The organism is Klebsiella sp. Sb-30, from assembly GCF_057652795.1.
In genome coordinates this window covers 4264452-4287842 of sequence record NZ_CM172749.1, presented here as the reverse complement: position 1 = coordinate 4287842, position 23391 = coordinate 4264452, and the positions used below count along the sequence as shown (strand labels likewise).

Annotated in this window: 21 protein-coding genes; 8 read left to right on the top strand and 13 right to left on the bottom strand. The window is 51.1% G+C overall.

Going from position 1 to position 23391, the window contains the following annotated elements; genetic code table 11:
• Window positions 1-150: 150 nt before the first annotated feature.
• The 3 genes from gpt to crl all read left to right on the top strand — a co-directional run bounded on the left by gpt (window position 151) and on the right by crl (window position 2417).
• Window positions 151-609: a xanthine phosphoribosyltransferase gene (gpt, locus tag AC236I_RS20095; protein ID WP_004858267.1), complete on the top strand. Its 459-nt coding sequence runs from the start codon at window positions 151-153 to the stop codon at window positions 607-609.
• A gap of 107 nt (window positions 610-716) precedes the next feature.
• Window positions 717-1961 carry an esterase FrsA gene (gene frsA, locus AC236I_RS20090; protein ID WP_487608621.1) on the top strand — a complete coding sequence of 415 codons (1245 nt, stop codon included), beginning with the start codon at window positions 717-719 and terminating at the stop codon, window positions 1959-1961.
• A 57-nt stretch (window positions 1962-2018) separates the two neighbouring features.
• Window positions 2019-2417 carry a sigma factor-binding protein Crl gene (gene crl, locus AC236I_RS20085; protein ID WP_004858274.1) on the top strand — a complete coding sequence of 133 codons (399 nt, stop codon included), beginning with the start codon at window positions 2019-2021 and terminating at the stop codon, window positions 2415-2417.
• 92 nt (window positions 2418-2509) lie between these two features.
• On the opposite strand, the gene AC236I_RS20080 is transcribed toward crl, so the two are convergent.
• The 12 genes from AC236I_RS20080 to AC236I_RS20025 are packed head-to-tail and all read right to left on the bottom strand — an operon-like array spanning window position 2510 to window position 16084.
• Complete coding sequence (locus AC236I_RS20080) at window positions 2510-3016, bottom strand: serine acetyltransferase (protein ID WP_487608620.1); 507 nt, start codon at window positions 3014-3016, stop codon at window positions 2510-2512.
• 2 nt (window positions 3017-3018) lie between these two features.
• The gene (locus tag AC236I_RS20075; RefSeq protein ID WP_487608619.1) at window positions 3019-4437 is read right to left on the bottom strand and encodes a DUF4832 domain-containing protein; all 1419 of its coding nucleotides are present in this window, start codon (window positions 4435-4437) and stop codon (window positions 3019-3021) included.
• Between the two features lie 2 nt (window positions 4438-4439).
• Window positions 4440-4847 carry a hypothetical protein gene (locus AC236I_RS20070; RefSeq protein WP_487608618.1) on the bottom strand — a complete coding sequence of 136 codons (408 nt, stop codon included), beginning with the start codon at window positions 4845-4847 and terminating at the stop codon, window positions 4440-4442.
• Window positions 4844-5959 (bottom strand): glycosyltransferase family 4 protein, encoded by a 1116-nt coding sequence (locus AC236I_RS20065; RefSeq protein ID WP_438303747.1) that lies wholly within the window; start codon window positions 5957-5959, stop codon window positions 4844-4846. The genes AC236I_RS20070 and AC236I_RS20065 overlap by 4 nt, the downstream gene beginning before the upstream one ends.
• A complete protein-coding gene (locus AC236I_RS20060; RefSeq protein ID WP_438303748.1) occupies window positions 5959-7170 on the bottom strand; it encodes a glycosyltransferase family 4 protein in 1212 nt (403 codons plus the stop codon). The genes AC236I_RS20065 and AC236I_RS20060 overlap by 1 nt, the downstream gene beginning before the upstream one ends.
• Window positions 7151-8176, bottom strand: coding sequence for a glycosyltransferase family 2 protein (locus tag AC236I_RS20055; RefSeq protein ID WP_438303749.1), 1026 nt, complete (start codon window positions 8174-8176; stop codon window positions 7151-7153). The genes AC236I_RS20060 and AC236I_RS20055 overlap by 20 nt, the downstream gene beginning before the upstream one ends.
• Window position 8177: 1 nt before the next feature.
• The gene (locus tag AC236I_RS20050) at window positions 8178-9551 is read right to left on the bottom strand and encodes a capsular biosynthesis protein (RefSeq protein ID WP_438303751.1); all 1374 of its coding nucleotides are present in this window, start codon (window positions 9549-9551) and stop codon (window positions 8178-8180) included.
• Window positions 9542-10759 (bottom strand): lipopolysaccharide biosynthesis protein, encoded by a 1218-nt coding sequence (locus tag AC236I_RS20045; protein ID WP_438303752.1) that lies wholly within the window; start codon window positions 10757-10759, stop codon window positions 9542-9544. The genes AC236I_RS20050 and AC236I_RS20045 overlap by 10 nt, the downstream gene beginning before the upstream one ends.
• Window positions 10756-12852 carry a GumC family protein gene (locus tag AC236I_RS20040; protein ID WP_487608617.1) on the bottom strand — a complete coding sequence of 699 codons (2097 nt, stop codon included), beginning with the start codon at window positions 12850-12852 and terminating at the stop codon, window positions 10756-10758. Before AC236I_RS20040 ends, AC236I_RS20045 begins: the two co-directional genes overlap by 4 nt.
• Before the next feature lies 1 nt (window position 12853).
• The gene (locus tag AC236I_RS20035) at window positions 12854-13408 is read right to left on the bottom strand and encodes a polysaccharide biosynthesis/export family protein (protein WP_438303755.1); all 555 of its coding nucleotides are present in this window, start codon (window positions 13406-13408) and stop codon (window positions 12854-12856) included.
• The gene (locus tag AC236I_RS20030; protein WP_487608616.1) at window positions 13405-14691 is read right to left on the bottom strand and encodes an outer membrane beta-barrel protein; all 1287 of its coding nucleotides are present in this window, start codon (window positions 14689-14691) and stop codon (window positions 13405-13407) included. Before AC236I_RS20030 ends, AC236I_RS20035 begins: the two co-directional genes overlap by 4 nt.
• Complete coding sequence (locus AC236I_RS20025; protein ID WP_438303758.1) at window positions 14681-16084, bottom strand: undecaprenyl-phosphate glucose phosphotransferase; 1404 nt, start codon at window positions 16082-16084, stop codon at window positions 14681-14683. The genes AC236I_RS20030 and AC236I_RS20025 overlap by 11 nt, the downstream gene beginning before the upstream one ends.
• Window positions 16085-16589: 505 nt before the next feature.
• Here AC236I_RS20025 and AC236I_RS20020 point away from each other — a divergent pair.
• Window positions 16590-16955: a hypothetical protein gene (locus tag AC236I_RS20020; protein WP_032717161.1), complete on the top strand. Its 366-nt coding sequence runs from the start codon at window positions 16590-16592 to the stop codon at window positions 16953-16955.
• 66 nt (window positions 16956-17021) lie between these two features.
• Here the strand turns inward: AC236I_RS20020 and gabD are convergent, their stop codons facing one another.
• Entirely contained in the window at window positions 17022-18470 is a 1449-nt protein-coding gene (gene gabD / locus AC236I_RS20015) for an NADP-dependent succinate-semialdehyde dehydrogenase (protein ID WP_004858280.1), read from the bottom strand.
• Window positions 18471-19037: 567 nt separating this feature from the next.
• Between gabD and AC236I_RS20010 the strand changes: the two genes are divergently transcribed.
• From AC236I_RS20010 to AC236I_RS19995, 4 genes are all read left to right on the top strand, one after another.
• A complete protein-coding gene (locus AC236I_RS20010; protein WP_224050084.1) occupies window positions 19038-19994 on the top strand; it encodes a TRAP transporter substrate-binding protein in 957 nt (318 codons plus the stop codon).
• 75 nt (window positions 19995-20069) lie between these two features.
• The gene (locus AC236I_RS20005; RefSeq protein WP_004858284.1) at window positions 20070-21944 is read left to right on the top strand and encodes a TRAP transporter large permease; all 1875 of its coding nucleotides are present in this window, start codon (window positions 20070-20072) and stop codon (window positions 21942-21944) included.
• A 206-nt stretch (window positions 21945-22150) separates the two neighbouring features.
• Window positions 22151-22915 carry an SDR family NAD(P)-dependent oxidoreductase gene (locus tag AC236I_RS20000; protein ID WP_015585083.1) on the top strand — a complete coding sequence of 255 codons (765 nt, stop codon included), beginning with the start codon at window positions 22151-22153 and terminating at the stop codon, window positions 22913-22915.
• Window positions 22916-22960: 45 nt separating this feature from the next.
• Entirely contained in the window at window positions 22961-23380 is a 420-nt protein-coding gene (locus AC236I_RS19995; protein ID WP_015585082.1) for an RbsD/FucU family protein, read from the top strand.
• The last annotated feature ends 11 nt before the right edge of the window (window positions 23381-23391 follow it).

The following is a 23391-nucleotide window of genomic DNA, read 5'->3' as shown; positions in this document are numbered from 1 at the left end:
CCACGCCGACTGGTAGTGTAAACAACGCAAAAAGCGCTGGGATGGCCGCTTAACACTGGTTTTTAGTGCGTCAGATCTCTATAATCTCGCGCAACCATTTTCCCCCTCGAACATCATTTAAGCCGTATAACACAGGCTGGGACACTTCACATGAGCGAAAAATACGTCGTCACCTGGGACATGTTGCAGATTCACGCCCGCAAACTGGCCAATCGTCTGATGCCTTCTGAACAATGGAAAGGCATTATTGCCGTAAGCCGCGGTGGTCTGGTACCGGGTGCATTACTGGCGCGTGAACTGGGTATTCGTCATGTTGATACCGTTTGCATTTCCAGCTACGACCACGATAACCAGCGCGAGCTGACCGTCCTGAAACGCGCTGAAGGTGATGGTGAAGGTTTCATCGTGATCGATGACCTGGTCGATACCGGCGGTACCGCCGTCGCTATTCGCGAAATGTACCCAAAAGCACACTTCGTTACCATTTTTGCTAAACCGGCTGGTCGTCCGCTGGTTGATGATTATGTTGTTGATATCCCGCAGGATACCTGGATTGAACAACCGTGGGACATGGGCGTGGTGTTCGTACCGCCGATCTCAGGTCGTTAATTTACAAGGTGAGTGCTATTTACCACGCCCGGTTATGCCGGGCGTGGTTTTTTTTGCCCGTATGCAGGTTACAATAGCCCGGAGTGGCAACACGATGGAGGCTGCACATGTCACAAGCTAACCTTAGCGAAACACTGTTTAAACCTCGATTCAAACATCCAGAAACGTCTACGCTGGTGCGCCGGTTTGCGTCAGGTTCGCAACAGCCGATCCACTCTGCGCTCGACGGGAGCAATGTCGATCACTGGTATCGCTTGATTAACCGTCTGATGTGGATCTGGCGCGGCGTGGCGCCACGGGAGATCCTGGATGTGCAGGCGCGCATTGTGATGAGCGATGCTGAGCGTACGGATCCGGAGCTTTATGACACCGTGGTGGGCTATCGCGGCGGCAACTGGATTTTCGAATGGGCCAAACAGGCGATGATCTGGCAGCAAAAGGCCGGGCAGGAAGCCGATCCGCTGAGCAGCGGGCGCCACTGGCTGCATGCATCCAATCTCTATAGCATTGCCGCCTACCCACATATTAAAGGTGATGAGCTGGCGGAGCAGGCGCAGGCGCTGGCTAATCGGGCCTATGAAGAGGCGGCTCTTCGCCTGCCGGGCGAGCTGCGCGAGCTGGAGTTTCCTGTGCCCGGCGGCGCGCCGGTGACCGGCTTTTTACATATGCCGAAGAGCGAAGGTCCGTTCCCGGTGGTCCTGATGTGCGGCGGTCTGGATGCGCTGCAGACGGACTACTACAGCCTGTATGAGAACTATTTTGCGCCGCTGGGGATTGCCATGCTGACGCTGGATATGCCTTCGATAGGCTTCTCGTCAAAATGGAAGCTAACCCAGGATACCAGCCTGCTGCATCAGCATGCGTTGCGGCACCTGACGAATGTGCCGTGGGTCGATCATACCCGGGTTGCAGCGTTCGGTTTCCGTTTTGGGGCGAATGTCGCCGTCCGTCTGGGTTATCTGGAGCCGCAGCGCTTAAAAGCCGTGGCCTGCCTCGGCCCGGTGGTGCATAACCTGCTGGTGGATCCGCTGCACCAGGGCCGGGTTCCGGAAATGTATCTCGACGTTCTGGCATCGCGGCTGGGCATGCACGATGCATCTGATGAAGCATTGCGCATAGAGCTGAACCGCTACTCATTAAAAACCCAGGGGCTTCTGGGCCGTCGCTGTCCGACGCCGATGCTTTCTGGCTTCTGGAAAAACGATCCGTTCAGCCCGGAAGAGGAATCGCGCTTAATTACGTCGTCATCCGCCGATGGTAAGCTGCTGGAGATTCCATTTAAGCCCGTTTATCACAATTTCGATCGCGCATTGCGCCAGATTGCCCGCTGGATCAATCAGAGATTTAGTTAATATATTGCTAAATTTTATTGATTTGGTAAAACAGTTGCATCACTAAAGGAGATCGCAATGACGTTACCGAGTGGACACCTCAAGAGTAAGCTGATTAAGAAATTCACGGCTCTTGGCCCTTATATTCGTGAAGAACAGTGTGAAGACAACCGCTTCTTTTTCGATTGCCTGGCAGTTTGCGTCAATGTAAAACCCGCCCCGGAAAAACGAGAGTTCTGGGGATGGTGGATGGAGATGGAAGCGCAGGCATCACGCTTCACTTACAGCTATCAGTTTGGCCTGTTCGATAAAGAAGGGAGCTGGCGGCCGGTGGCTATTGACGATCCGGAAGTCAGCGAGAAACTTGAGAAAACGCTGCGTGATTTCCACGATCGGGCTAACGCATTGCTGGCGACATTCAGCCTGAAGCTGGAACCCGCCGATGACTTTAGCGAGCCGCTCAGACTGCGCGCCTGATATCTCGCCGATTATCTGGTTATATCGAAAAAAATCCACGCCCGAGCGCGTGGATTTTTTTATCAGTGAATCGGGCTGGGTAGCGCGATGATTTAGTCCGTTTTTAAAATACGATACGGCTGGCCTACGACAATCGCACCATCAAGCAGATCTTTGGTCACAACGGTTCCGGCACCCACTTTGACATTATCACCCAACGTAACCGGGCCAATCACAACCGCATGCGCCCCGAATTCAACATTGTCGCCGATGAGCGGACTGATGCTTTCATGCCCGTTGCTATCGGCGACGCTCCCGATCGTTACCCCCTGACGCAAAGTACAGTTGCTGCCAATGACCGTGCCCCGATTAATCACGATACAATGTGGATGAAAGAGCTTTAATCCGTATCCGATACGTGCTTGCCATGGAATCTCGACGCAAAATAAACATTCATTAATGATCTTATTGAGGATCACAAACGGAATCGCGCACAGTTTCCAAATCGGATTGCGGCTGCGAAATAATGTCGCCAGACGGTAAAGCAGGATGGCGATTTTTGCTTTCATGCCACCGGCGTGCTTGATTTCTTCTCCAACCTGTCGAATGGATTCAAACATAGTTATTCCTTAATGCTAAATGAAGCCATCGGATACCATCCTTCAGCATTTCCACCTTCGTTGGCAAGGCGAATGCGCGGTGTGCCCCGATCGTTGGTTAAGGCCACCTCCAGCTGGTACTTCCCGGCTGTCAGGATTGAGGGCAGTGCAAAGGTGAACTGGCTCTGATAGCTGCCGGGTAGCCATTGGCGGACATCGTCCTGGGTTGTTTTCCGGGCAACGACCTTCCCTCGGGCATTCACGACTCGCCATTGCACCTGATACGGAAGATATACCGGCGCCACGCCGTCATTGTGCCAGATGACATCCACGATTAGGGGCTGGCCCGGGGGGACAGAGCTCTCCAACTGAAGCTGGCTCACGCGGTAACGATAGCCGATGCGTAATAGCGCCCGATCGACGATATCGCGATACTCCACGGGGACCGGGCGGGATTTCAGATTCAACGTACTGGCATGTTGCTGTAAAGCCCAGTCAAAGGTTGCCTGAACCTCTTCGCGAGTGTAGTGCTGCACGTTTTGCCATTCGTTCATATAGCCGCAAATTTCCAGACTTACCGGTGCCTTTTGCCAACGGGTCTGCATTCCAGGATATGTGGCCTGGGCTGACGCCAGACGCTGGGGATAGTCATCGCGCATATGGCTCCATTCCGGCGTAAAATTATGCCAGTCCCCCCAGCAGTCTGCGCGCCATCCAGCGCCTTTTTGGCTGGCATAGGCCAGGGAATCACCACCGCTGATGAGCATAATTTTGGGTGTTTTGGGAAAGCTGGAGAAGTGCATATCCACATAGCGATTGAGCTGTTCTGGCGTATATTTTTCCAGTAAGGGCTGCACGTCGGTAAAATTGGAATTGTGCCACTCACCCCATGAACCCACGATGCCAATGTCGATGAACGCCAGTTCAGGATGACCATCATAGCGGGCACCCAGTGCGTTTAGCAGCTTCTGTACGTAGGAGACAAAGAGAGGATCGCTGAGGTCCGGTACAAACGTTTTGCCGTTGGCGACCCATTGGCCTTTTATGCCTTTTGCAATTAGCCAGTCGGGTATTTTAGAACCTGACTGTGGCTCATCCAGCGCCATAAAGCGCAGGCCGACGTTCATAGCCGGTTGATGGTGTGCCGCGACGGTGAACGCATGGTCAATGAGATCAAAGCGATAGCTCCCTTCCTGTGGTTCCAGTTCATTCCAGTAAAAGCGGTCATATTCAAAGCCGGTGTCAGGATATTGCTCTGGCGTTGGTTTTTGTCCGTAGCCATCATGAAAGCTGGATACGCCCATCCCGGGATTGGTCAATATGCCGTTGAAGGCAGGAGGAGAGACAACGATCCGTTCAGCCCATGCGGGCAAAGAGGTTAGTCCACATGAGAGCAGAAGCGTCGTCAGGAGATCTATCGCGCGGGGGTAAGTGACAGCCATCGTTAGTTCACTTTATCATGGAGGTTGACAAACCATGTCCAGATACCGATATGGAAGTTCTTAAAAACATCAATACCTAACGCGGATTTGAACATATACAGCATCAGCAGCACCGACAAAATACCTATCAGCAGGGCGATGGAAATTGCCAACGTCGAAAAAATTCGTCCGAGGGTGCTGTCCCGTGAAATTTTGCGTAGATCGCGGCCGAACAAAAATACCACAAAGTAACGTCGATGAAGAAAAGGAAAGCTGCGGCGAAAATCAATACTATGACGAGAAGAGAGGGTGGCTCTGACTAGCGCCTGCTCAATTCCACGTTTTTGTTCCAGGGTCAACGAGGCCTCTACCTCTGTATCGAGCGAGGCATAGAAACGCTCAACTACCCGTTCGAATGTCGGTTTCGTCACTCTTCATTCCTGTCAATCAGGCGCTGATACACTCGTGTGGTTTCAGCAGCAATTTCTGGCCAGCGATACTTCGGCATCAGCTGGCTATAATCGACGGCGCCAGCGCCGCTCCAGGCCCGTAATTTTTGCGCAAGGGCAGTAACGTTACCGACCGGGAAGTAAACATCGGATGACAGACCTATTTCCAGGTTTGCCGGAATGTCGCTGACGACCACCGGTAAGGACCACGACATTGCTTCCAACAGCGCAATCGGCAGACCTTCATGGTATGAAGGCAGGACAAACAACCCGGCTTGCGAAAATAACGTCTGCAGAGGTTCACCGCTGATAAAACCGGTCATGATTACATTGGGACTTTCTGCCGCCTGTTTTTTCAGGCGCTGGCTGTATTCATCAGGATGATCTGCGTCACCGATCAGCACCAGAGGAACCTGGCACTGTGCGGTTTCGTGGGCGGCTATTAGATCATGGAGACCTTTTTCCTCAACGAAGCGGGCAACGGCCACAATATACAGGCCTGTTTTCAATGCGTATTTATCCAACGTTGCAGCCATAGACTCCGGTGGAGGGAGCGCCTGCTGGCGTACGCCATTATAAATTACGTTGGCGTTGGTCCGGCCATGTTTGGTTGTAATCAGATGGTTGATGACTTCTGAGATAACGATAACCTCGTTGGCATATTTTACGGCCCACTTCTCTCCCAGGCGTAACATCTCTTTGGCCATTTTTCCCCATTTCTGGCGATCGTAATCCGGCCCATGATGGGTAAAGACGACGCTTTTGCCCAGCAGGCGAAGCAGGGGAACAACCAGACCTGGGCCAACGGCATGGACGTGGACTACATTTGAACCATCAAACAAGGTGCTGAAAGCCGCCAGCGTCGAGTGAATAATCGCCTCGAATTTCCGGCTTTTCGGTGCCCACAGGCTTTTCAGACGAACACCTTTATACTCGCTATGGTGATAACTTACGTAGGGTGAACGGGCGATTACACAAATATCAGCATGATTTTGCTGATAAATTTCCGGATATAAATTCTGACAATGCGTTTCTACTCCACCCTGAACGTCAGGGATTCCGCGGGTTCCAAGAACCGTCACTTTGAGCTTCATTATTGTTCTCCCACGAGTTGCTGATAGAGCGCTCGTAGTACCTGCATATGGTGGGCAAGATCGTATTTATCCTGCAAACGTTGGCGAGCATTACTCCCCATTTCACGGGCTTTCTGCGGGTTGGCCGCCAGATCGTCCATCATCCGCGCTAGCGCATCGGCATTTCCGGGTTCAAACAGATAGCCGTCAACACCGTTGCGAATCTGTTCAGGAATCCCGCCGATGTTACCGCCAACAACAGGCCGACCGAAGGCCATAGCTTCCAGGACTGACATCGAGCAGTTTTCATAGTATTCAGAAGGGACAATCACTGCCCTGGCCCCGCGTATCAAGTCGTTGAGGGCCTCTCCATGGCGCATATAGCCGAGGAATTCCGGACCGCTAAACCGTGAACGTAGATCGGCATTTAACGGGCCATCGCCGATGATTTTAAGCGGCATCTTTTGCTGCATTTTTTGCTGTGCTTGTGCCAGGGTAGCGACACCTTTTTCCCGGCTCAGACGGCCAATGTAGAGGAAATAATCTCCCGCGGTATCGCCCGGAATGGTCGCGCTGGCATCTATTCCGTTGACGATGACGTCAATCCGCGCGTTGGGTAATTTACGCAGTAGAGTCTGGCGCATAAATTCACTCGGCGCGACGATGGAATCGAGCATGGCGTAGTTTTTGGCAAATTTCTGCCAGTAGGCTTCCAGAGAGAGCAGCAGACTTTTACCGGTGTCGCCTTGCTGACAGCGATGACGGAAGGCATTCATTACTGAACCCGTAATACAGTCATCGCAAACGTGACCATCACGCAGCATCGTATAGGACGGACAGACAATCTTATAATCGTGTGCGGTCAATACGGTTTTACAGCCAAAACGTTTGGCGATGCCAATGAGTGCTGGTGTGAGCTGATGGTAAATATTGTGGAAGTGAACAATATCCGGCTGCTCCTGAAGCAACAAGGTATTGAGCTTTTTGCATGCATCAGCATTATAAATAAAGTCGATACCAGCTTTTATCTTCCCAGGCAGACCATAACTACTATGATAATCCACGTTATGTACGAAAAACGACGCCCAGGGCGAAGGCTTGTTCTCGGCATGCACCATGCTGAAATCAACAATCTGAAAACCAGATTGCAGCATGGCATCCCGCTCCTGGAAGAATACAGTTTCCGCTCCTCCTTTAATAAAGAAGAACTTATTAACGAATAATATTTTCATTTTCTGTCTTGATATGCTTTGGATTGGTAACGATCACCGCCGGTCGTTTCATCGGATCTTTGACCGAATTAATGACGCCTCGCAGTAGGCCTGCGGAAAAAAGCGATAAGTTGATGACGCTTTGTACACCGTCTCTCAGGGATTTATTCTTGATCGCTTTAAGGGCAATAAATGCCAGCAGGGGGAGGATCGTGATAGCGATCAGTTTGAGGTTCAACGAAAGAAGACAGACGAATAAAATGAGCAGATATACCGTAAATATCAGTTCATTGCGTACAATCCTAAACGCTGCCGGAAAATGGGGTTTTCCCCAGCAGTTGCGCAATAGTTCGCCTGGCGCCCATAAAAAACCATTTTTCCAGCGATAGGCGAGCATCTTAAATGTGGGCATGGTGTAAGAGGCATGGCTAAAGTAGGGGGTGGAAAGACGATGCAGTTTATAACCTGCCGCCTGTAAACGAATGCCTAATTCTGCTTCTTCATAGCCGTGCAGATTGAGGTTGGTCAGATAGCCAATTTTTTCTATGGCGGAGCGACGATAAAGACCGCCGCCGCCAAGATGATCCGTGTCGCCCAGAGGATAAATAAGATGCAGACGCTGCTTACGTGATTTGAATTCATAATTGGAAGCATCGTCCATTTCTACGCTCCCGGCCACGCCAGCATATTCCGGATGGGCTTCAAGAAAAGCGATCGCCGTGTCGAGGAATCCTGGTTCCAGTTCCATGTCCCCATCCAGAAGCAGCAGATAATCCCCTTCGCTGAAGAGCCAGCCCAGCTGGTGGCCGATACCGCAACAGCGGTCTTTGGCGTTATCCAGACAGACAACCATCGCATCTTTCGCCACCGCCAGTTCACGGGTGTTATCCGTGGAGAGGCTGTCTGCTACGATGATCTGATGAGGATAAGGCTGTAATTGCTTGCGCACGCTGTCGATCGTTTTTTCAATTCCCTGAGCTTCATTCAGAGTCTTAATGCTGACGGTAATGGACGGAGTTTTATTCATATTAGATACCGGAATTCAAACGAACAGAGCGGTGGATGATAATCAGCGCCCCAAGGGCCAGCCATAATAAGAACTGTAGCATGGGAATGATCATCAGGATCTGGCTATAGGGGAGGCTAAGTAAACAGCCGATAGCAAAGACATAAAATGCCGGTGCTGAACTGAGCAGCTGTAAATCCTCTCGCTTCAGGTCGTATCGCGAAAATGTCTCTTTTGGCCGCATTGAAATAAGAATCGAGGTTATCATGGCAATAAATACCACGACGCCAATAATGCCGACTTCCCAAAGCAGCATACTCAACGCCGTGGAGTCGAGAATTAAGTGGAACCAGGCGCCAATATAGCCAGGTGATACGGTACTTCCGCTGTTGGTAGCGTTCAGGCCATAACCGAACAGCATTCCGCCGGGGCCGAAAAGTTCATTGTGCTGAAGCCAAAAGAAAATGGTGGTAAATCGCCCCAGCTCGCCGCTATCCATGATGTAGTTAGTGTCAAAAATATAACCGAGAGAGTCGATAAACACGGAGAACGCGCTTTTTGTCGGATCACCGCCAAATGCGGCAGAATAGTTAGCGGCAAGAATGGTAATGGCACAAAAAATTAATACCACCGTTCCTGCGGCAATAATCAGCAGCGAACGCAGGCTGACTTTACTGACGCCGCTGACATAGCCGGGCATGATCCAAAGCAAGACCAGCAGGAAAGGGGAAAGCAGAATAACGAATTTAACTTCACCAATGATACAGAGCACAAAAGCCAGCACGATATGTATAACCATGGATTTAAAGGAGCAAATACCGTGCTTAAATTCGGACACTTTTAACAACATGATCAGTAGGCAAAACATCCCCATGGCCGCGGTATTCCCACCGCCCATCGGATCGCCGCCGAAGGTACCGACAACCGAATCCCACTTTTCATCTTCCCCGCGTATCGCAACACGCTGGGGCACCACAAACAGAACCTGATAGATAGCAATCGGAAACTGTATGTAAAACAACCAGTAGAATAAATGAGTTAAACGGTGCAGCTGAGATTCACGAAACATACCGAGCAACATGCAAAACATTACCAGCGACAACGCCAGCTCGTTCTTAAAACCAACGATAGTAGTCACAACTCCGGACTGTAAAACTGTCGAGGAGAGGCTCAGGATAATAAACGTCAGATAGAGGAGAAGTACCAGCTTTTCACGTGTGCTGAGCGTCAGCGGCTGCGGATTGCTCTGCATCATCAGCAGCACAACCATGATCAGCACCATAAAAAACGGTATCCACAGTACCGCTACAATACCGGTGAAATACTGCACGGTCCCGCAGAAGATGATGGTCATCAGGGCGAATGCTTCCAGATAACGACCGGTATTCAGCTGCATGCCTTCTGCTCCTGCAATGAGAGTTTTTTCGCCCGGGCATTCATTTTCAGCAGGATGAACAGGTAGCGTACGCTGGTAAGCAACGAAAAGGCCAGCAACGAAATTTCATAACCTATGCCCATTTTTGGCATCACGACAAATGCCACGCCGATAATCAGCAGCTGTTCCAGTTGGATACGCAGGAAGTAACGTTTTGAGCCAAAAATTAACTCGATGACGGTCAATGGACTGACGGCCAGGGCGGCAAACAGATAGGGCAGCATGTAGCGTGATGTCGGGATGGAGTTGAGCCATTCCTGGCTGAAGCCCAGGCGCATGATCAGAGGATAGAAAATCCAGATCCCCACCATGCAAACCATCGCTGTAGCCATCAGTAATAAACGGACCTTTTTATATTCATGATAATTAAAGGTATTGTGTCGAAAATCCATCGACCATTTAGAGAAGATAGAGTTACGTACCGCATTGCCAATGATCATGACCGGCGACAGGCAGAAGCGACTGACAACGGAAAAATAGCCGGCAACCAGCGGTGAAAACCAGACATTAATTAGCATGGTTGGCAGGTTGTTGCTGGCCATGGCCAGTACTTCAGCGCTACCCACCCGGCTGACATGCTGCCAGTGTTCGCGAAGAAAACGACCATTCATGGTGGGAGAAAAGTGCGCCAGCGTCAGCGTTCTGAAGTTGAACAAACGTAGCAGACAGGTGCCCAGGAGCAGCAGAATTCCAACCATCCACGCCAGATAGAACAAGGTGGGATTGGGCATGATCAGCAGCGCGATCGCCACTACCAGCGAGACCGCGATACGCTGAAAGGTCAAAAACTGATAATTCCCGCCTCGCAGCGATAGGTTTTCCGCAATCAAGACCAGCGCATAGCCGAATGTCATCAGATAGAGAAAGGCGATATTTAGCTCAAAAATCAGCCCTGTGATGATCGCCCACGGAATTGCCATGATAAAGCTTTGCAGCAGGCAAAATACCACGTTTTGTCCGAGTTCATGATCTTCCTGACGGGGGATTAACAACTGTGAAGCAAAGGTACAGACCTGCGCGCCAATCAGCACATTACTGTAAATCATCGCGTAATGCCCCACTTCCGCCATACCGTAGCGATGGGAGATCAGCCAGACAGAAAATGCGCCGATCAGTTGTGACAAGACGGAAGAGCTGGCGATGGATGAAATGCTTTTTATTAAATTCATAAGCTCTGCTTCGGTGAGATAAGTTCGCGCATACCGCGTTCGGGCAGGCGTCGACCTTCCTGAGTTTGCAGATTTTCTTCTGCCACCTGGTTGAGCATACTGGCTACCTGCAGACTTCCCGCTGCACGCAGTCTCCTGTCAGCATCCCGGATATGCCCCGCCTGTTCAGCTGCTTTGATCACCAACAGCGCCACATCGACATGCGGTGCCAGCAGCAAGCTGTCCTGCGCCAGGCTGAGCGACGGCATATCGAGGATCAGCGTGTGATACGTCTGCTGCAATGATTTCAGGAGGGCAGTGAGCTTCCCGGACGACAGTACTAATAAAGAGGAGTCACCGAGTTCGCCGCGTGGCATGACATCAAGGTTTTCCCCCAACGTAATCACCGCCTGTTCCAGCTGGCATCGCCCGTTAAGATACTGACTAAAACCGTCTTTATGCTGCGACCATCTGGCTGATAATCCCGTATTCGTGAGGTAGTCCAGATCAATCAGCAGGGTTTTGTGGGCCCTACTGTTGGACCAGGCCAGCAGTTCGGCAATGAGGCTACTGCCCGATGGTGAACGAACGGCCGTGACCAGAATGGTGCCCGGGCGATCGAGTTTGTTCAGCAACGCCAGGCGCAGGCTGTGGATCATGTCGGCGTACACCACATCGCGGAACGCTGCCTTCGCACTCTCTAGATGAGCAAGCCGCGGGAATTCACCACTGGCATCAAGCATGGCTTTGGTTTTCAGTTCACTGATGCTGTTCACCGTTTTATCCAATGCGGTGCTGACTATCAGATACATGACATACACGGCCAGCGCCATCATGGCCACCATGACAATCAATAAGCCGCGGTTCGGTTTCGATGGTAAATCTGGCGGAACGGCGGCATCGTAAATAACTTCATCCGCAACGGAGAATTGTTCGGATAGCTTTTGCTCATTGGCGCGCTGATACAACGATTTATACAGCTCTTCGGTTTTGCTTAGCTCCGTAATCATGGTGTTGTACTTATCGCGTTTCGCCGCCAGTTCCTGGAAGTTACCTTTCTGCGCATTGAGCATCTGCTGATAACGTTGCTCATCATCCAGCGCAATCTGATACTGCTGGCGTAAACCGTTTAACAACTCACCGAGAACCTGCCCTATCTGGCTGTTGACTACCTGCAACTGCGCCTGAGCCTGGCGATATTTTGGATGGTCGGGACCATAGTGTTTTGCCGCTTCCGAGAGGTTACGCCGCGTCTGGGTTAACGCAATTCGCAAATCCTGAATTTGCGGGTGGCCGGAGATGTCCGGCAGTGAAATGATCTCTTCCGGTGTTTTTCCCTGCTGGCGGCGGACTTTATCCCAGATGGTTTGCGCCTTAAGACGACGCTGGGTGGCGTCGGCAAGATGGTTAATGGTGATACCGAGCTGCTCGGTTTCATAACCGTCCATGCTCCGGAAGGTTAATAATCCGTTCTTTTTCAGGAAATCATCAATGTCAGCTTTTTGCTGCGTCATCTTGTTTTTCAGGTCATCCATCATTTTTTCGTTCCAGCCCTGGGCCTGGAGCAATGATTTCTGCTTCAACAGCAGACTGTAGTCGATGAATGCCTGGGCAACGCCGTTAGCGATGAGCGCCGCTTTCTCAGCCGATTTGGCTTCCATAGAAACCGACACTAACTGGGTGGCTCTCACGCCAGAAATGGTGCTCTCTTTTTGCAAGGCGCGGATGGCGTTGTTGAGTTTTGTCGCGTCGTCGAGGTTGTTACCGCCGTTAAACTCCTCATCTTGGTCTAGTTTCAGGGTTTTGACCGCGGATTCAAGAACAACCCGCGACTTCATTAACACATACTTTGTTTCGTAGTAATCATTGCGGGTGGAATCATAGTTTTCCAGCCGCGGCAACGGCGTAACATCCTGGGCCTGAGCTTTAAACAGCACCGTCGCCGTCGCCGTATAGCTGGATGACATAAATCGCGTCAGGATAAACGCAGCTGCCCCCGCCAGAATAACCACCAGCAGGCACCAGATAAGCTTGTGCTTAATTTTGTTGAAATAGGGTGTAAAGTCGATAACACCTTCTTTCTTCTTTCCATTTTCTACTAATGAAATAGCCATATCAGAAGAAGCTCATTCCAATAATAATGGTATCTCCGGCCTGAACGGCGGAGTCGGCGGCGACATTCTCCAGCAGCTTACCGCTGCGTACCTGGCGAATTCGGATATCCTGGCGGTCGGCGCGATCGGTGAATCCACCGGCCAGCGCAATGGCTTTTTCAGCTGTTAAACCGGGCTCCCAGGCATAGCCGTCGGGTTTTTTAACTTCTCCTAACAGGTAGATTTTACGGTATTCAGCAATGCTGACGGTCACCATTGGCGCCTGCAGATAATTGCCGCGCAGCTTGTCGGCTATCTCCCGACTGACCTGTTCCGGCGTTTTACCCTTTAGCATCAGGGAGCCGACGTAGGGATACTCAATGTTGCCGCTGCTATCGATTTTAACGCGCATTGTCAGATCCTGTTCACCTGAAACGGCAATGTTAACTTCATCCCCTTGATCCAAATGATAGACGGCATCCGGTGGGTTTTTGACCGTTTGTGGCGGTGTCGAGCAGCCTGTCAGCAGCCATGCCAGAAGAGGGAGCACTGCCAGTTTCCTGCTAGTTAGGATCATATCTGTACCTGCGTCATAAAAATAATTGCCGAATCGTTGTAGCCCAGCGTGCGTTCGACGGCATGGTTGTAGTCCGGGCCAATATAAAAGACATCCGTATCTTTATTGGAATGCATCGTGTTCCATTGCAGCTTCAGCTTAAAATTAATGGATGGACGATAGTCATAGTTAAAGGTAAGCGACAAAAGATTTGACTGGTCTTTTCGTCCATTCGATTGATGTTTATAGTCTTCGGTGATGTAAGCATAATCTATCAGGGTTGAAAAACGATCCACCAGCCAATGATGTTCATAACCGAGACCGAAATTAGAGACCAGGATATAGCCACCGGAGTCAGAAGGGTCCTTAATGCGCTGTGAACTGTGCAGGTTCAGCTTAATTTGCTCGAGTGGCTTCCAGTCGGCATTAATATCCCAGTTCAGACCGTTAAATCCCTGTGAATCAGGGTTATGGATAAAATCTTTGTACAACCAGGCAATGTTGCCATTAATCTCAGTTTTACCGGAAAGACGGTTTTTCATGCCGACCAGCAGATAGTATTCATTGGTATCTTTTAAAGGATTAAGTTCATAGCGACGTTGGTTGGTAATAAAACTGTAGCGATAGCGCAGCGTTTTAGCTTTCTGGTCAAAAATCTCGGCAATCAGGCTGTTCTCATGCCATTCCTGATCGCGCATGTAGTAATAAAAGTCAGCATCGGCAGCTTGAATGTCAGACAGATCGCGAAAGCGGAGCTGTTTATGGAGCAGCGCCAGTTCTGCTTTACCGCGCCCCTCCGGAGCACCGTAGCTGTAGCGTAATTCGCTATTGAAAAAACGCGTACTGAGCGGTTTATTGATGCCAAACTCTTTAAACTGTTCCGGTAAAAAGCCCAGCGTGGTATCCAGTCCACGCTCTTCATGGCCGTATGTCTCATCAAGATCCAACGACAGACCATGCATTTTCCCATAGCGCCAGTTGCCATTGAACATGAAAAAATGGTTACTGCGGTTGTCTGCGCTATCGCTGGTGTAGTTGCGGTAATCCCCCGAGTACATTAGCAGGTAGCGATCTTCATAACGTTGGCCAATCGCTTTCAAGATCGGTTTGATATTCTGATAACCTGAGACAATCTTATTGTTGTCTGCGCGCTGCCAGGTAACGTTATCATTGTAACCGACGTCATAGCCTATCTGGCTCTCGAAATCGATGCCCGCGACGCCCGTATGCGGTTTTGCTTGTAGGTCAGCATATCCGTACGGGAGATACAGCAGACCGGCCAGAAAGATAAGCCTAGAACGCATTTTTCCCCACAAACCCTCGAAAGAAGGTCAGGAAGATAATTTTCAGATCGAGGAATAACGACCATGACTGGATATATTCCAGATCGTAGTGAATGCGTTTTTCCATTTTATCCAGGGTGTCCGTTTCACCCCGGAAGCCACTGATTTGCGCCAGTCCGGTGATTCCCGGCTTCACTTTATGGCGAATCATATAGTTATCGACCAGAACGCGATATTCCTCATTGTGGGCAACCGCATGAGGGCGGGGGCCGACAATCGACATTCTTCCTTGCAGGACATTGATAAATTGCGGCAGTTCATCGAGTGAGGTTCTACGTAAAAATGCGCCAAAACGGGTAACGCGCGGATCGCCCCGGGTCGCCTGCTTGACCACTGCATTGTTTTCCATAACCCTCATTGTGCGGAATTTCCAGACCTGAATTTTTTTACCATTCAGGCCGTAACGGTTCTGCTTAAATAAAACCGGCCCGGGTGATGTTAACTTGATCCCGATGGCGATGAGAAACATTACCGGCAAGCTGAGCAGGGTGAAAAATGAACCAAGAATGATATCTTCGATGCGTTTTAGCAGCGCGCCATCACCATCAAAAGGTGACGTAAAGATACTGATTGTCTGAATATTACCAAACATACGCAACTGCGAGATATGCGAGCTATACGAAAACAGATCCGGGACCAGAAACACATCAACGGTGGTATCGGAAAATTCGTTAAGGAACTGACGGATGCGCTGTTGAGCGACCATGGGTAGGGCAATGTAGATTTCATCAACCTTATCCTCCTTCGCCAGCGCGAGTAAATCGCGTGAGTTGCCCTTTTGCTCAATGTTGATGAACCGACTATCGCGCTGAATATTCCGATCCTCAAAGTAGCTGATTTCGATGCTCTTCTTTGAAAACTCATGCAGCAGAGCTTGTTCAATCGCCAACCCGGCAGGGGTAATTCCCAGGATCGCGACATGGAGTTTTTTACGGTTGAAAAAACATCTGATAATTAACCGGACGACCAGTACGCTGCTAAAGATAATGATTGAACATTGGCTAAGGGCTTTAGCCAAAAGGAGGGTGTTTTCCGTTGAGTGTTTATTCAACAGTATCTCGGAGAGGACAAAAAATATGAACGAGAGAAGACTGCTTAAGCAAACGCTCAGAAACAGACTCACCGATTTGTTGAATAAATGTTCTCTGAACTGGCTTGCGTAAAGACGGAAATACTCATTGCCGTGGATGAATATTAACGAGTAGATAACACCGAGAAGGGCAGATGCAGTTGATGGTTCGATGTAAAAATACTTTAGATAAATAAATATCAGGGCGTTGACTGTGAAAAAATCCAGAAGCTTCATCAACTTGCTATAGCGGACGTTGTAAATTTTTATTTTGCTATCTGCCATTTTTTTTCTCGTTTAATAGAGTTAATTAAACAAAATAATACATGATTTAAATCGGTGATGGATGTTTGATAGTTATTCATAAAATTAATGAATAATTAGCACCAATCATTATAGCGTATAGTTCATATCATGTCGAATAGATGCGTATTTAAATTGAAGTTTGTTTTGAAAAAAATGCTGTGAATTTAATGTGAATATAATTCACTATCAACGTTATTTATAAACATGCTATCTGCTTTATCATGCCGTAGCGGAAATAATCGGGTGCTAATAATAACGGTGCTATTTCGATGCGTATTGCGCTCGGGGACAACGTTTACCCAGGCCGGTGGAAACAGCAACATCAGAGGATTTCGGTTCGTTATAGCAGCAAAAAGATCGGTAAAAGAAAAAGATGGGATTTTTCTTAGAAGCGCACCATCCCGAGGAAATGTGTCCCGAGAGAATGCCTGAACAGGCTATCCGTGTTACCGTCACCACATGGCCCTGTAAAATAAAGATATTTATGAAGATTGTATTACTAATGAGTCTGTTAAGCCTGTTTCTTTCTCCAGCATTTGCCGGGACTGCAGTGAAATTGTCCTGCTCGTTACGCAAAAGCGTGACGATCTCAAAATTCCATTACCAGCTGTCGACAATGAAATGGGGCGATCACTTCCAGGTTGCTGCCGGAATAAGACAGGCGCAAACCAAAAGCAATGTCCCGTTTCGCGTGACGCGTTTTCAAAATGGCGACGATCTGGTCTTTTTCCCCGACAGCCAGGACTATTATTTCTTCTATTCCGGGATGGCGACACCTGACCGCTGCATTGTACAGGAGACGTATTCCTATCCGGTTGTTGAGCTACCGCGCTACAAGAAAAGCGAGTAGCCGGCGGCGCAAACAGAGCCCGAAGGGTCACCCCATCGGGACTCCGCTGCCTGGAACGGACGTGAATTAAAGGCCAATACACATGTATTTGATTTCTAAATAGTCTTCAATGCCATACTTCGAGCCTTCGCGGCCCAGACCGGAAGCCTTCACGCCACCAAACGGGGCGACTTCGTTGGAAATCAGCCCGGTATTGATGCCCACAATCCCATACTCCAGCGCTTCGCCGACGCGGAAAACGCGGCTCAAATCACGGGCATAGAAGTAGGCGGCGAGGCCAAATTCAGTATCGTTGGCCTGGCGGATGACATCCGCTTCATCTGTGAAGCGGAACAGAGGAGCCAACGGGCCGAACGTCTCTTCTTTCGCCACTTTTGCACCGTCGGGAACATCGACCAGAATAGTCGGCTGAAAGAAGTTGCCGCCGAGGGCATCCACTTTCCCGCCGGTGATGACCCGGGCGCCTTTCCCGACGGCATCGGCAATATGTTCCTGCACTTTGGCAATGGCTTTCTCATCAATCAACGGTCCGGTTGTGACCCCCGCCTGAAGGCCGTCGCCGAGGTGCAGCTGCTCCACCGCCTGCTGCAGTTTTTCGGCAAAACGCGCATACACCCCGTCCTGCACGTACAGGCGATTGGCGCAGACGCAGGTCTGCCCGGCGTTACGAAACTTCGACGCCATGGCGCCTTCTACCGCTTTATCCAGATCGGCATCGTCAAACACGATAAACGGCGCGTTACCGCCCAGTTCGAGCGAAACTTTTTTGATGTCCTGGGCACACTGCGCCATCAGCTGGCGGCCGATTTCCGTGGAGCCGGTAAACGACAGCTTACGCACCAGCGGGTTGCCGGTCAGTTCATTACCTACCGCGCTGGCGGAGCCGGTCACCACGTTAAATACGCCGTCAGGGATCCCGGCGCGTCTGGCCAGTTCGGCCAGCGCCAGCGCGGAAAAAGGGGTCTGGCTGGCGGGTTTGAGTACCATTGTGCAGCCGGCGGCTAACGCCGGGCCGGCTTTACGGGTGATCATCGCCGCTGGAAAATTCCACGGCGTGATCGCGGCGGTAACGCCAATCGGCTGTTTAATCACGATCAGGCGCTTATCGGCCTGATGACCGGGAATGGTATCGCCATAAATGCGTTTTCCCTCTTCGGCAAACCATTCGATAAATGAAGCGGCGTAGCCAATCTCGCCTTTTGCTTCTGCCAGCGGTTTGCCCTGCTCCAGGGTCATCAGCCGGGCCAGATCGTCCTGGTTTGCCATCATCAGATCGAACCAGCGGCGCAGGATCGCGGCGCGCTCTTTTGCCGTTAGCTGTCGCCAGGCGGGAAGGGCGCGATGGGCGGCCTGGATCGCATCGCGCGTCTCTTCTGCGCCCATTTTAGGGACTGAGCCCAGCACCTCTCCGTTCGCCGGGTTGGTCACCGTAATGACATCGCTGCTGAGGGCATCACGCCACTCACCATTGATAAATGCCTGCTGGCGGAACAAGGTTAGGTCATTCAGTTGCATGGTTATTTCCTGTCTCAGAAGGTTAACGGTTGAACGGCGTACTCCAGCGTAGCGGAGAATCAAAAGCGGCGTTTGCGATAGCCTTCACGTTTACCAACGTCTCTCGGCGCGAACCCGCGTCATGCCCGGTAAAGACTTTTCCGGCCCTCTTCTTTTACGCCAGCCAGGTACGCCTGTGTTTGTTTAGTGTAGTCGCCAGAGTCAGATGACAGCAGCGACTAAACAGTGACTAAACAGCGATGACGACGTTTTCACGATGTAAAACCAGCGTCTGAATTCGCGACGCCTGCCACAAAATTCACACATCATGCGCGATGACGGGGGGAAGCAACTTGCTTTTATCTGGCGAGGCGAATACGGTCTGTAACGTTACACTAAAACGTTACAGTAGAAATTTACCCTCCGGTTATGAGTGAAGTCCCTGGCGATTTAGCGAGGCCCGAAGGTGCTACAGACACCTCAACGGTACGTGAAAGGATAACGATGATGAAAATGACACAGTTTTGTTCGGCCAGACGTTTTTTAGCTTTTGCTTGTTTGAGCTCGGCCCTGATAGCGGGAAGTGCGGTGAGCGCCTTAGCCCATGCGGCGCTCAACTTCCGCGTTTATTCTTCTCTCCCCGCGGACGACTCCTCGGCGCACTACATCTGGTTCAGCCGTTTTCAGGAAAACATTAACAACAATGCGAAATTGAAAGGGCAAATTAAGCTCAACTATTTTGCCAACGGCATGTTGGGCAAAGAGGCCGATGCGACGCAGCAGGTTCGCATTGGCGCAATTAATATGATGATCTCCGGTACATCCATTTGGGCCACGCTGGTACCTGAAATGGGCGTCCTGGATCTGGGTTATTTATTTAAAGATTACAGTCAGGTAGGGAAAGCGCTGGACGGCAGCGCCGGGGAAAAACTCTCCGCCTTAATGATGGATAAAGCCAACGTGATGGTGCTCGGCTACGGCTTTAACCTCGGCGCGCGTAATATTTATACCAAAAAGGTGATTGAAAAGCCGGAGGATTTAAAGAACCTGAAAATTCGCGTGCTGCCGGTGCCTAATTTCATTGCCACGTTAAACCATATGGGGGCGGTGGCGATCCCGATGCCGGGCGGTGAAGTCTATTCCAGCCTGCAAATGGGCGTTATTGACGGCGTAGAGCACGATGCCCCGACGATTTATGCGAGCAAATATTATGAAATCATCAAAAACGGCACCCTGACTCGCCACAGCTACAACCCGCTGATGATTGCGATGAATAAAAAGAGTTTCGAACAAATCCCGCCGGAGCTGCGTGCGGACGTGCTGGCGGCGGCGAAAGAGGCGACGGACTATGAACGCATGCAAGCGGGTAAAAAAGAACAGGAAGCAATAAAGAACCTTGAAGCAAAAGGGGTGACGTTCCGCGAAACCGATCGCCAGTTCTTCTATCAGCAGGTGCAGCCCGTGTGGCAGTCGTTCCTCAAGCAATATCCGGATATGAAGCCCATCGTTGATGAAATTACCGCGGCGGCAAAAGACCCGTCATGATCGGCGCCGCTTAACCCGCCCGTGCCACGGCGGGGTTAAGCGGTGAGATTGGCAATCTTGTGGAGAAGATTCAACATGGCTGATATCTCTATTAAAGCAAAGGACGGGTGCGTTGCCCTTGCGCTATTGGGCAAACTGAGCCGCTTTTTAACCACCTTAACCGCCTGGGCCGGAGCGCTGGTGCTGTTTATCAACGTGCTGGTGGTGTTTGCATCCGTCATCTGGCGCTATGCGCTGCACTCGCCCATTCATTGGGCCGAAGAGGTGGCTCGCGCGCTGATGATTGCGCTGGTGTTTTTCGGCGTGGCCACCTCGACGGCGAAAGGGGGTCATATTGGCGTCGATCTGTTCCTGCGTTTCCTGCCTGAACGGGTTCGACCCTATGTCGTTCATGCCAGCCGCTGGATCCTGTTTCTGGTCTCGGTTGGGCTCGTCGTTTCCAGCTACGACCTGGTGCAGGCCGCGCGATTGCAAACCACGGAGACCGGTTTACCGCAGACAATCTACGTCATTCCGGTGCTGATTGGTTCGCTGGTTATGATGGTGGCGGCGCTGGAGCTGGCCTTGCGAGAACGTGTTCGGGTTGTGCTGTTCAGCGGCCTTGGCATTGTGGTTCTGGCCGCCATTGGCTATATGAAACTTTCGCTCATGGCCGATCCCGCCAGCGCTGCTGCCGGGCTAATGCTGATCTGCTTTGTGCTCGGTATTCTCGCCGGCGTACCGATTGCGTTTACCCTTGGTCTGTCGGCGATGGTGTTCTTTATCTGCGATCCGTCATTACCGTTTGTCTTTTTCTCCCAGCAGGTCGCGGCGGGGGTAGATCACTTCGTGCTGTTGGCTATTCCGTTCTTCCTGCTTGCCGGTGCCGCTATGGAGATCAACGGGATGTCAACGCGGCTCGTTGAACTTATCGTGCGTGGCATGGGGCGCTTTCGCGGCGGCCTCAATATGACTACCGTACTGTCGATGGCCTTTTTCTCCGGGATCTCCGGCTCCAAACTGGCAGATGTTGCGGCGGTTGGCGGCGTGCTGATGCCGGCGGTGCGTCGGGCTAAACAGGATGGCGAAGAGGCCGCCGGGGTGTTTGCCGCCTCGGCCGTGATGGCCGAAACAATCCCACCTTGCGTGAATCTGATTGTTATGGGTTTTGTCGCGAACATCTCGATTGGCGCGCTGTTTATTGCAGGCCTGGTGCCCGCCGTCTGCCTGCTGGTACTGCTGATGATTGCCGCCAACCGGTTTGGCGGCAAAATCAACGTTAGCGAAGCGTATCCGGTATTACGGCCGCGCACGCAGCTCTACCTTGGTGCCGCCGTTGGGCTGGTGATGATCTTTATGATTGGCCGCGGCGTCATGATGGGGATCGCCACCTCGACAGAAATCTCCGCTTTTGCAGTGATTTACGCCATCGTCGTCGGTCGCCTTGCATTTCGTGAACTGACGTTCAAAGCGACGGTAAAAATGTTTATCGATATCGCCGCCATGTCCGGAGTGCTGCTGTTTATCGTCGCCTGCGCCACCAGCCTTTCTTATGCGCTGACGATACAGATGATCCCGCAGCAAATAGCGGAATTACTGGTCAGCATTGGGGTCGAGCAGGGAGCCTGGCTATTTCTGCTATTAACCATCGTTATTCTGGTTATTTTTGGCGCCGTTCTGGAAGGGGCTCCGGCGCTGATTATCTTTGCGCCGATTCTGGTACCGATCGCCGTTCAGCTCGGTTTCAGCCCGCTGCATTTCGGCATCATTATGATTATGGCAATGGGTTTTGGTCTCTTTTCACCGCCTATCGGACTCGGTCTTTATACCACTTGCGCCATTTGCGGCGTGGAGATGAAACACGTTATTCGGCCCATGGCAAAATATCTGGCGGTAGTCTTCGTCGGGATTATTATCGTGGCTATGGTCCCACCATTAACAACATGGTTGCCGGGGCTCGCTGGTTATTAATTGTGAATCCAGTCGTCAACAGTATTCCGTTATTTAAACACGGTTAAAAGAGGCGTCCTGTCAATATCGGCAGGGCGCAAGGTCAACAGGTATCGCTCAGGTTCTGATATTTAACACGCCTGCAGGTGGGGATAACAACGTCCTGAATCTCTCGCTGATAAATATTATGCGCCGATGGCGGATTTATTCTGAAACAGGAGTATGCAATGGGGTCATTAACGGGAAAGAAAGTTTTTATTACTGGCGCTGAGCAAGGTATTGGTAAAGAGACTGCGAGAAAATTAATTGAGGCCGGATGTGATATCTATATTCACTATTTCAGCGGTGAAGAAGGCCCCAGAGAATTAATCGCGATTGCCCAACAGCGGGGAGGCAAGGCCGCCTGCGGCTATGCGGATTTGACCAACGAGGCGGATGCGGCGCGCTGCGTTGCCGAGGGGGCAGCGTTCTTAGGTGGCATCGATATTCTGGTGAATAACGTCGGGGGAATTATTGCCCGCAAATGGCTCGGTGAAATTGACCCGCAGTTCTGGCGTACCGTCATTGATGTCAATATGACGACCATGCTCAATGTGACTCAATCGGCGCTGCCGTGGTTAAAAGAGGCGACTGACGGCGCGAGTATCGTCAATCTCGCCTCGTTAGCCGGACGCTCCGGCGGGCACTCCGGATCGCTGGTCTATTCGATGACTAAAGGCGCGGTGCTGACGTGGACCCGCTCCCTTGCCGCAGAGCTTGGCGAGTTTGGTATTCGGGTGAATGCGGTGGCGCCAGGGCTGATTCTGGGGACACGTTTTCATAACCAGCATACCACTCAGGCCTCGGCCGATCGGACTATCGAAGATATTCCGCTGGGAAGAGCCGGTACGCCTGAAGATATCGCACGCGCGATCTGCTTCCTTGCCTCGGAATACGATGGCTTTATCTCCGGGGCGACTCTGGATATTAACGGCGGTATTTATCGGGCATAAATCTCAGGGCGGGTTATATCCCGCCCATATTAAGAGAACGTAGTCATGATCAAAACAGAAATTATTCATCCGGATTTGCTCCAGGCGTTGGCCCAGTGTGGCCATAAAGCCAATATTCTTATCGCCGATGCTAATTATTCATTTTTAACCAACTCATCTCCGCGGGCGCGGATTATTTATCTCAATTTTTCCCCGGGTTTAATTAGCAGCGTGGTCATCCTGCAAAAAATGCTCGGCTACATCAATATTGAAAAAGCGGTGCTGATGTCCTGCCCGGATGATTTTGATAATACGATTGCGCGTGAATATCGCACTCTGCTTGCTGAGTCGACCGCAGTGGAATATGTGACCCGGGAGGCCTTTTACGCGCTGGCGAAATCGTCGGATACCCTGCTGGTTGTCGCCTCTGGCGAGACCCGCCGCTTTGCCAATATTCTGCTCACCGTCGGCCCGACGCTACTGTGACGCGGGAGAAG

Coding starts and splice junctions, on each gene's coding strand:
- gpt (WP_004858267.1), top strand. CDS start 151: ATGAGCGAAAAATACGTCGTCACCTGGGACATGTTGCAGATTCACGCC.
- frsA (WP_487608621.1), top strand. CDS start 717: ATGTCACAAGCTAACCTTAGCGAAACACTGTTTAAACCTCGATTCAAA.
- crl (WP_004858274.1), top strand. CDS start 2,019: ATGACGTTACCGAGTGGACACCTCAAGAGTAAGCTGATTAAGAAATTC.
- AC236I_RS20080 (WP_487608620.1), bottom strand. CDS start 3,016: ATGTTTGAATCCATTCGACAGGTTGGAGAAGAAATCAAGCACGCCGGT.
- AC236I_RS20075 (WP_487608619.1), bottom strand. CDS start 4,437: ATGGCTGTCACTTACCCCCGCGCGATAGATCTCCTGACGACGCTTCTG.
- AC236I_RS20065 (WP_438303747.1), bottom strand. CDS start 5,959: ATGAAGCTCAAAGTGACGGTTCTTGGAACCCGCGGAATCCCTGACGTT.
- AC236I_RS20060 (WP_438303748.1), bottom strand. CDS start 7,170: ATGAAAATATTATTCGTTAATAAGTTCTTCTTTATTAAAGGAGGAGCG.
- AC236I_RS20055 (WP_438303749.1), bottom strand. CDS start 8,176: ATGAATAAAACTCCGTCCATTACCGTCAGCATTAAGACTCTGAATGAA.
- AC236I_RS20050 (WP_438303751.1), bottom strand. CDS start 9,551: ATGCAGCTGAATACCGGTCGTTATCTGGAAGCATTCGCCCTGATGACC.
- AC236I_RS20045 (WP_438303752.1), bottom strand. CDS start 10,759: ATGAATTTAATAAAAAGCATTTCATCCATCGCCAGCTCTTCCGTCTTG.
- AC236I_RS20040 (WP_487608617.1), bottom strand. CDS start 12,852: ATGGCTATTTCATTAGTAGAAAATGGAAAGAAGAAAGAAGGTGTTATC.
- AC236I_RS20035 (WP_438303755.1), bottom strand. CDS start 13,408: ATGATCCTAACTAGCAGGAAACTGGCAGTGCTCCCTCTTCTGGCATGG.
- AC236I_RS20030 (WP_487608616.1), bottom strand. CDS start 14,691: ATGCGTTCTAGGCTTATCTTTCTGGCCGGTCTGCTGTATCTCCCGTAC.
- AC236I_RS20025 (WP_438303758.1), bottom strand. CDS start 16,084: ATGGCAGATAGCAAAATAAAAATTTACAACGTCCGCTATAGCAAGTTG.
- AC236I_RS20020 (WP_032717161.1), top strand. CDS start 16,590: ATGAAGATTGTATTACTAATGAGTCTGTTAAGCCTGTTTCTTTCTCCA.
- gabD (WP_004858280.1), bottom strand. CDS start 18,470: ATGCAACTGAATGACCTAACCTTGTTCCGCCAGCAGGCATTTATCAAT.
- AC236I_RS20005 (WP_004858284.1), top strand. CDS start 20,070: ATGGCTGATATCTCTATTAAAGCAAAGGACGGGTGCGTTGCCCTTGCG.
- AC236I_RS20000 (WP_015585083.1), top strand. CDS start 22,151: ATGGGGTCATTAACGGGAAAGAAAGTTTTTATTACTGGCGCTGAGCAA.
- AC236I_RS19995 (WP_015585082.1), top strand. CDS start 22,961: ATGATCAAAACAGAAATTATTCATCCGGATTTGCTCCAGGCGTTGGCC.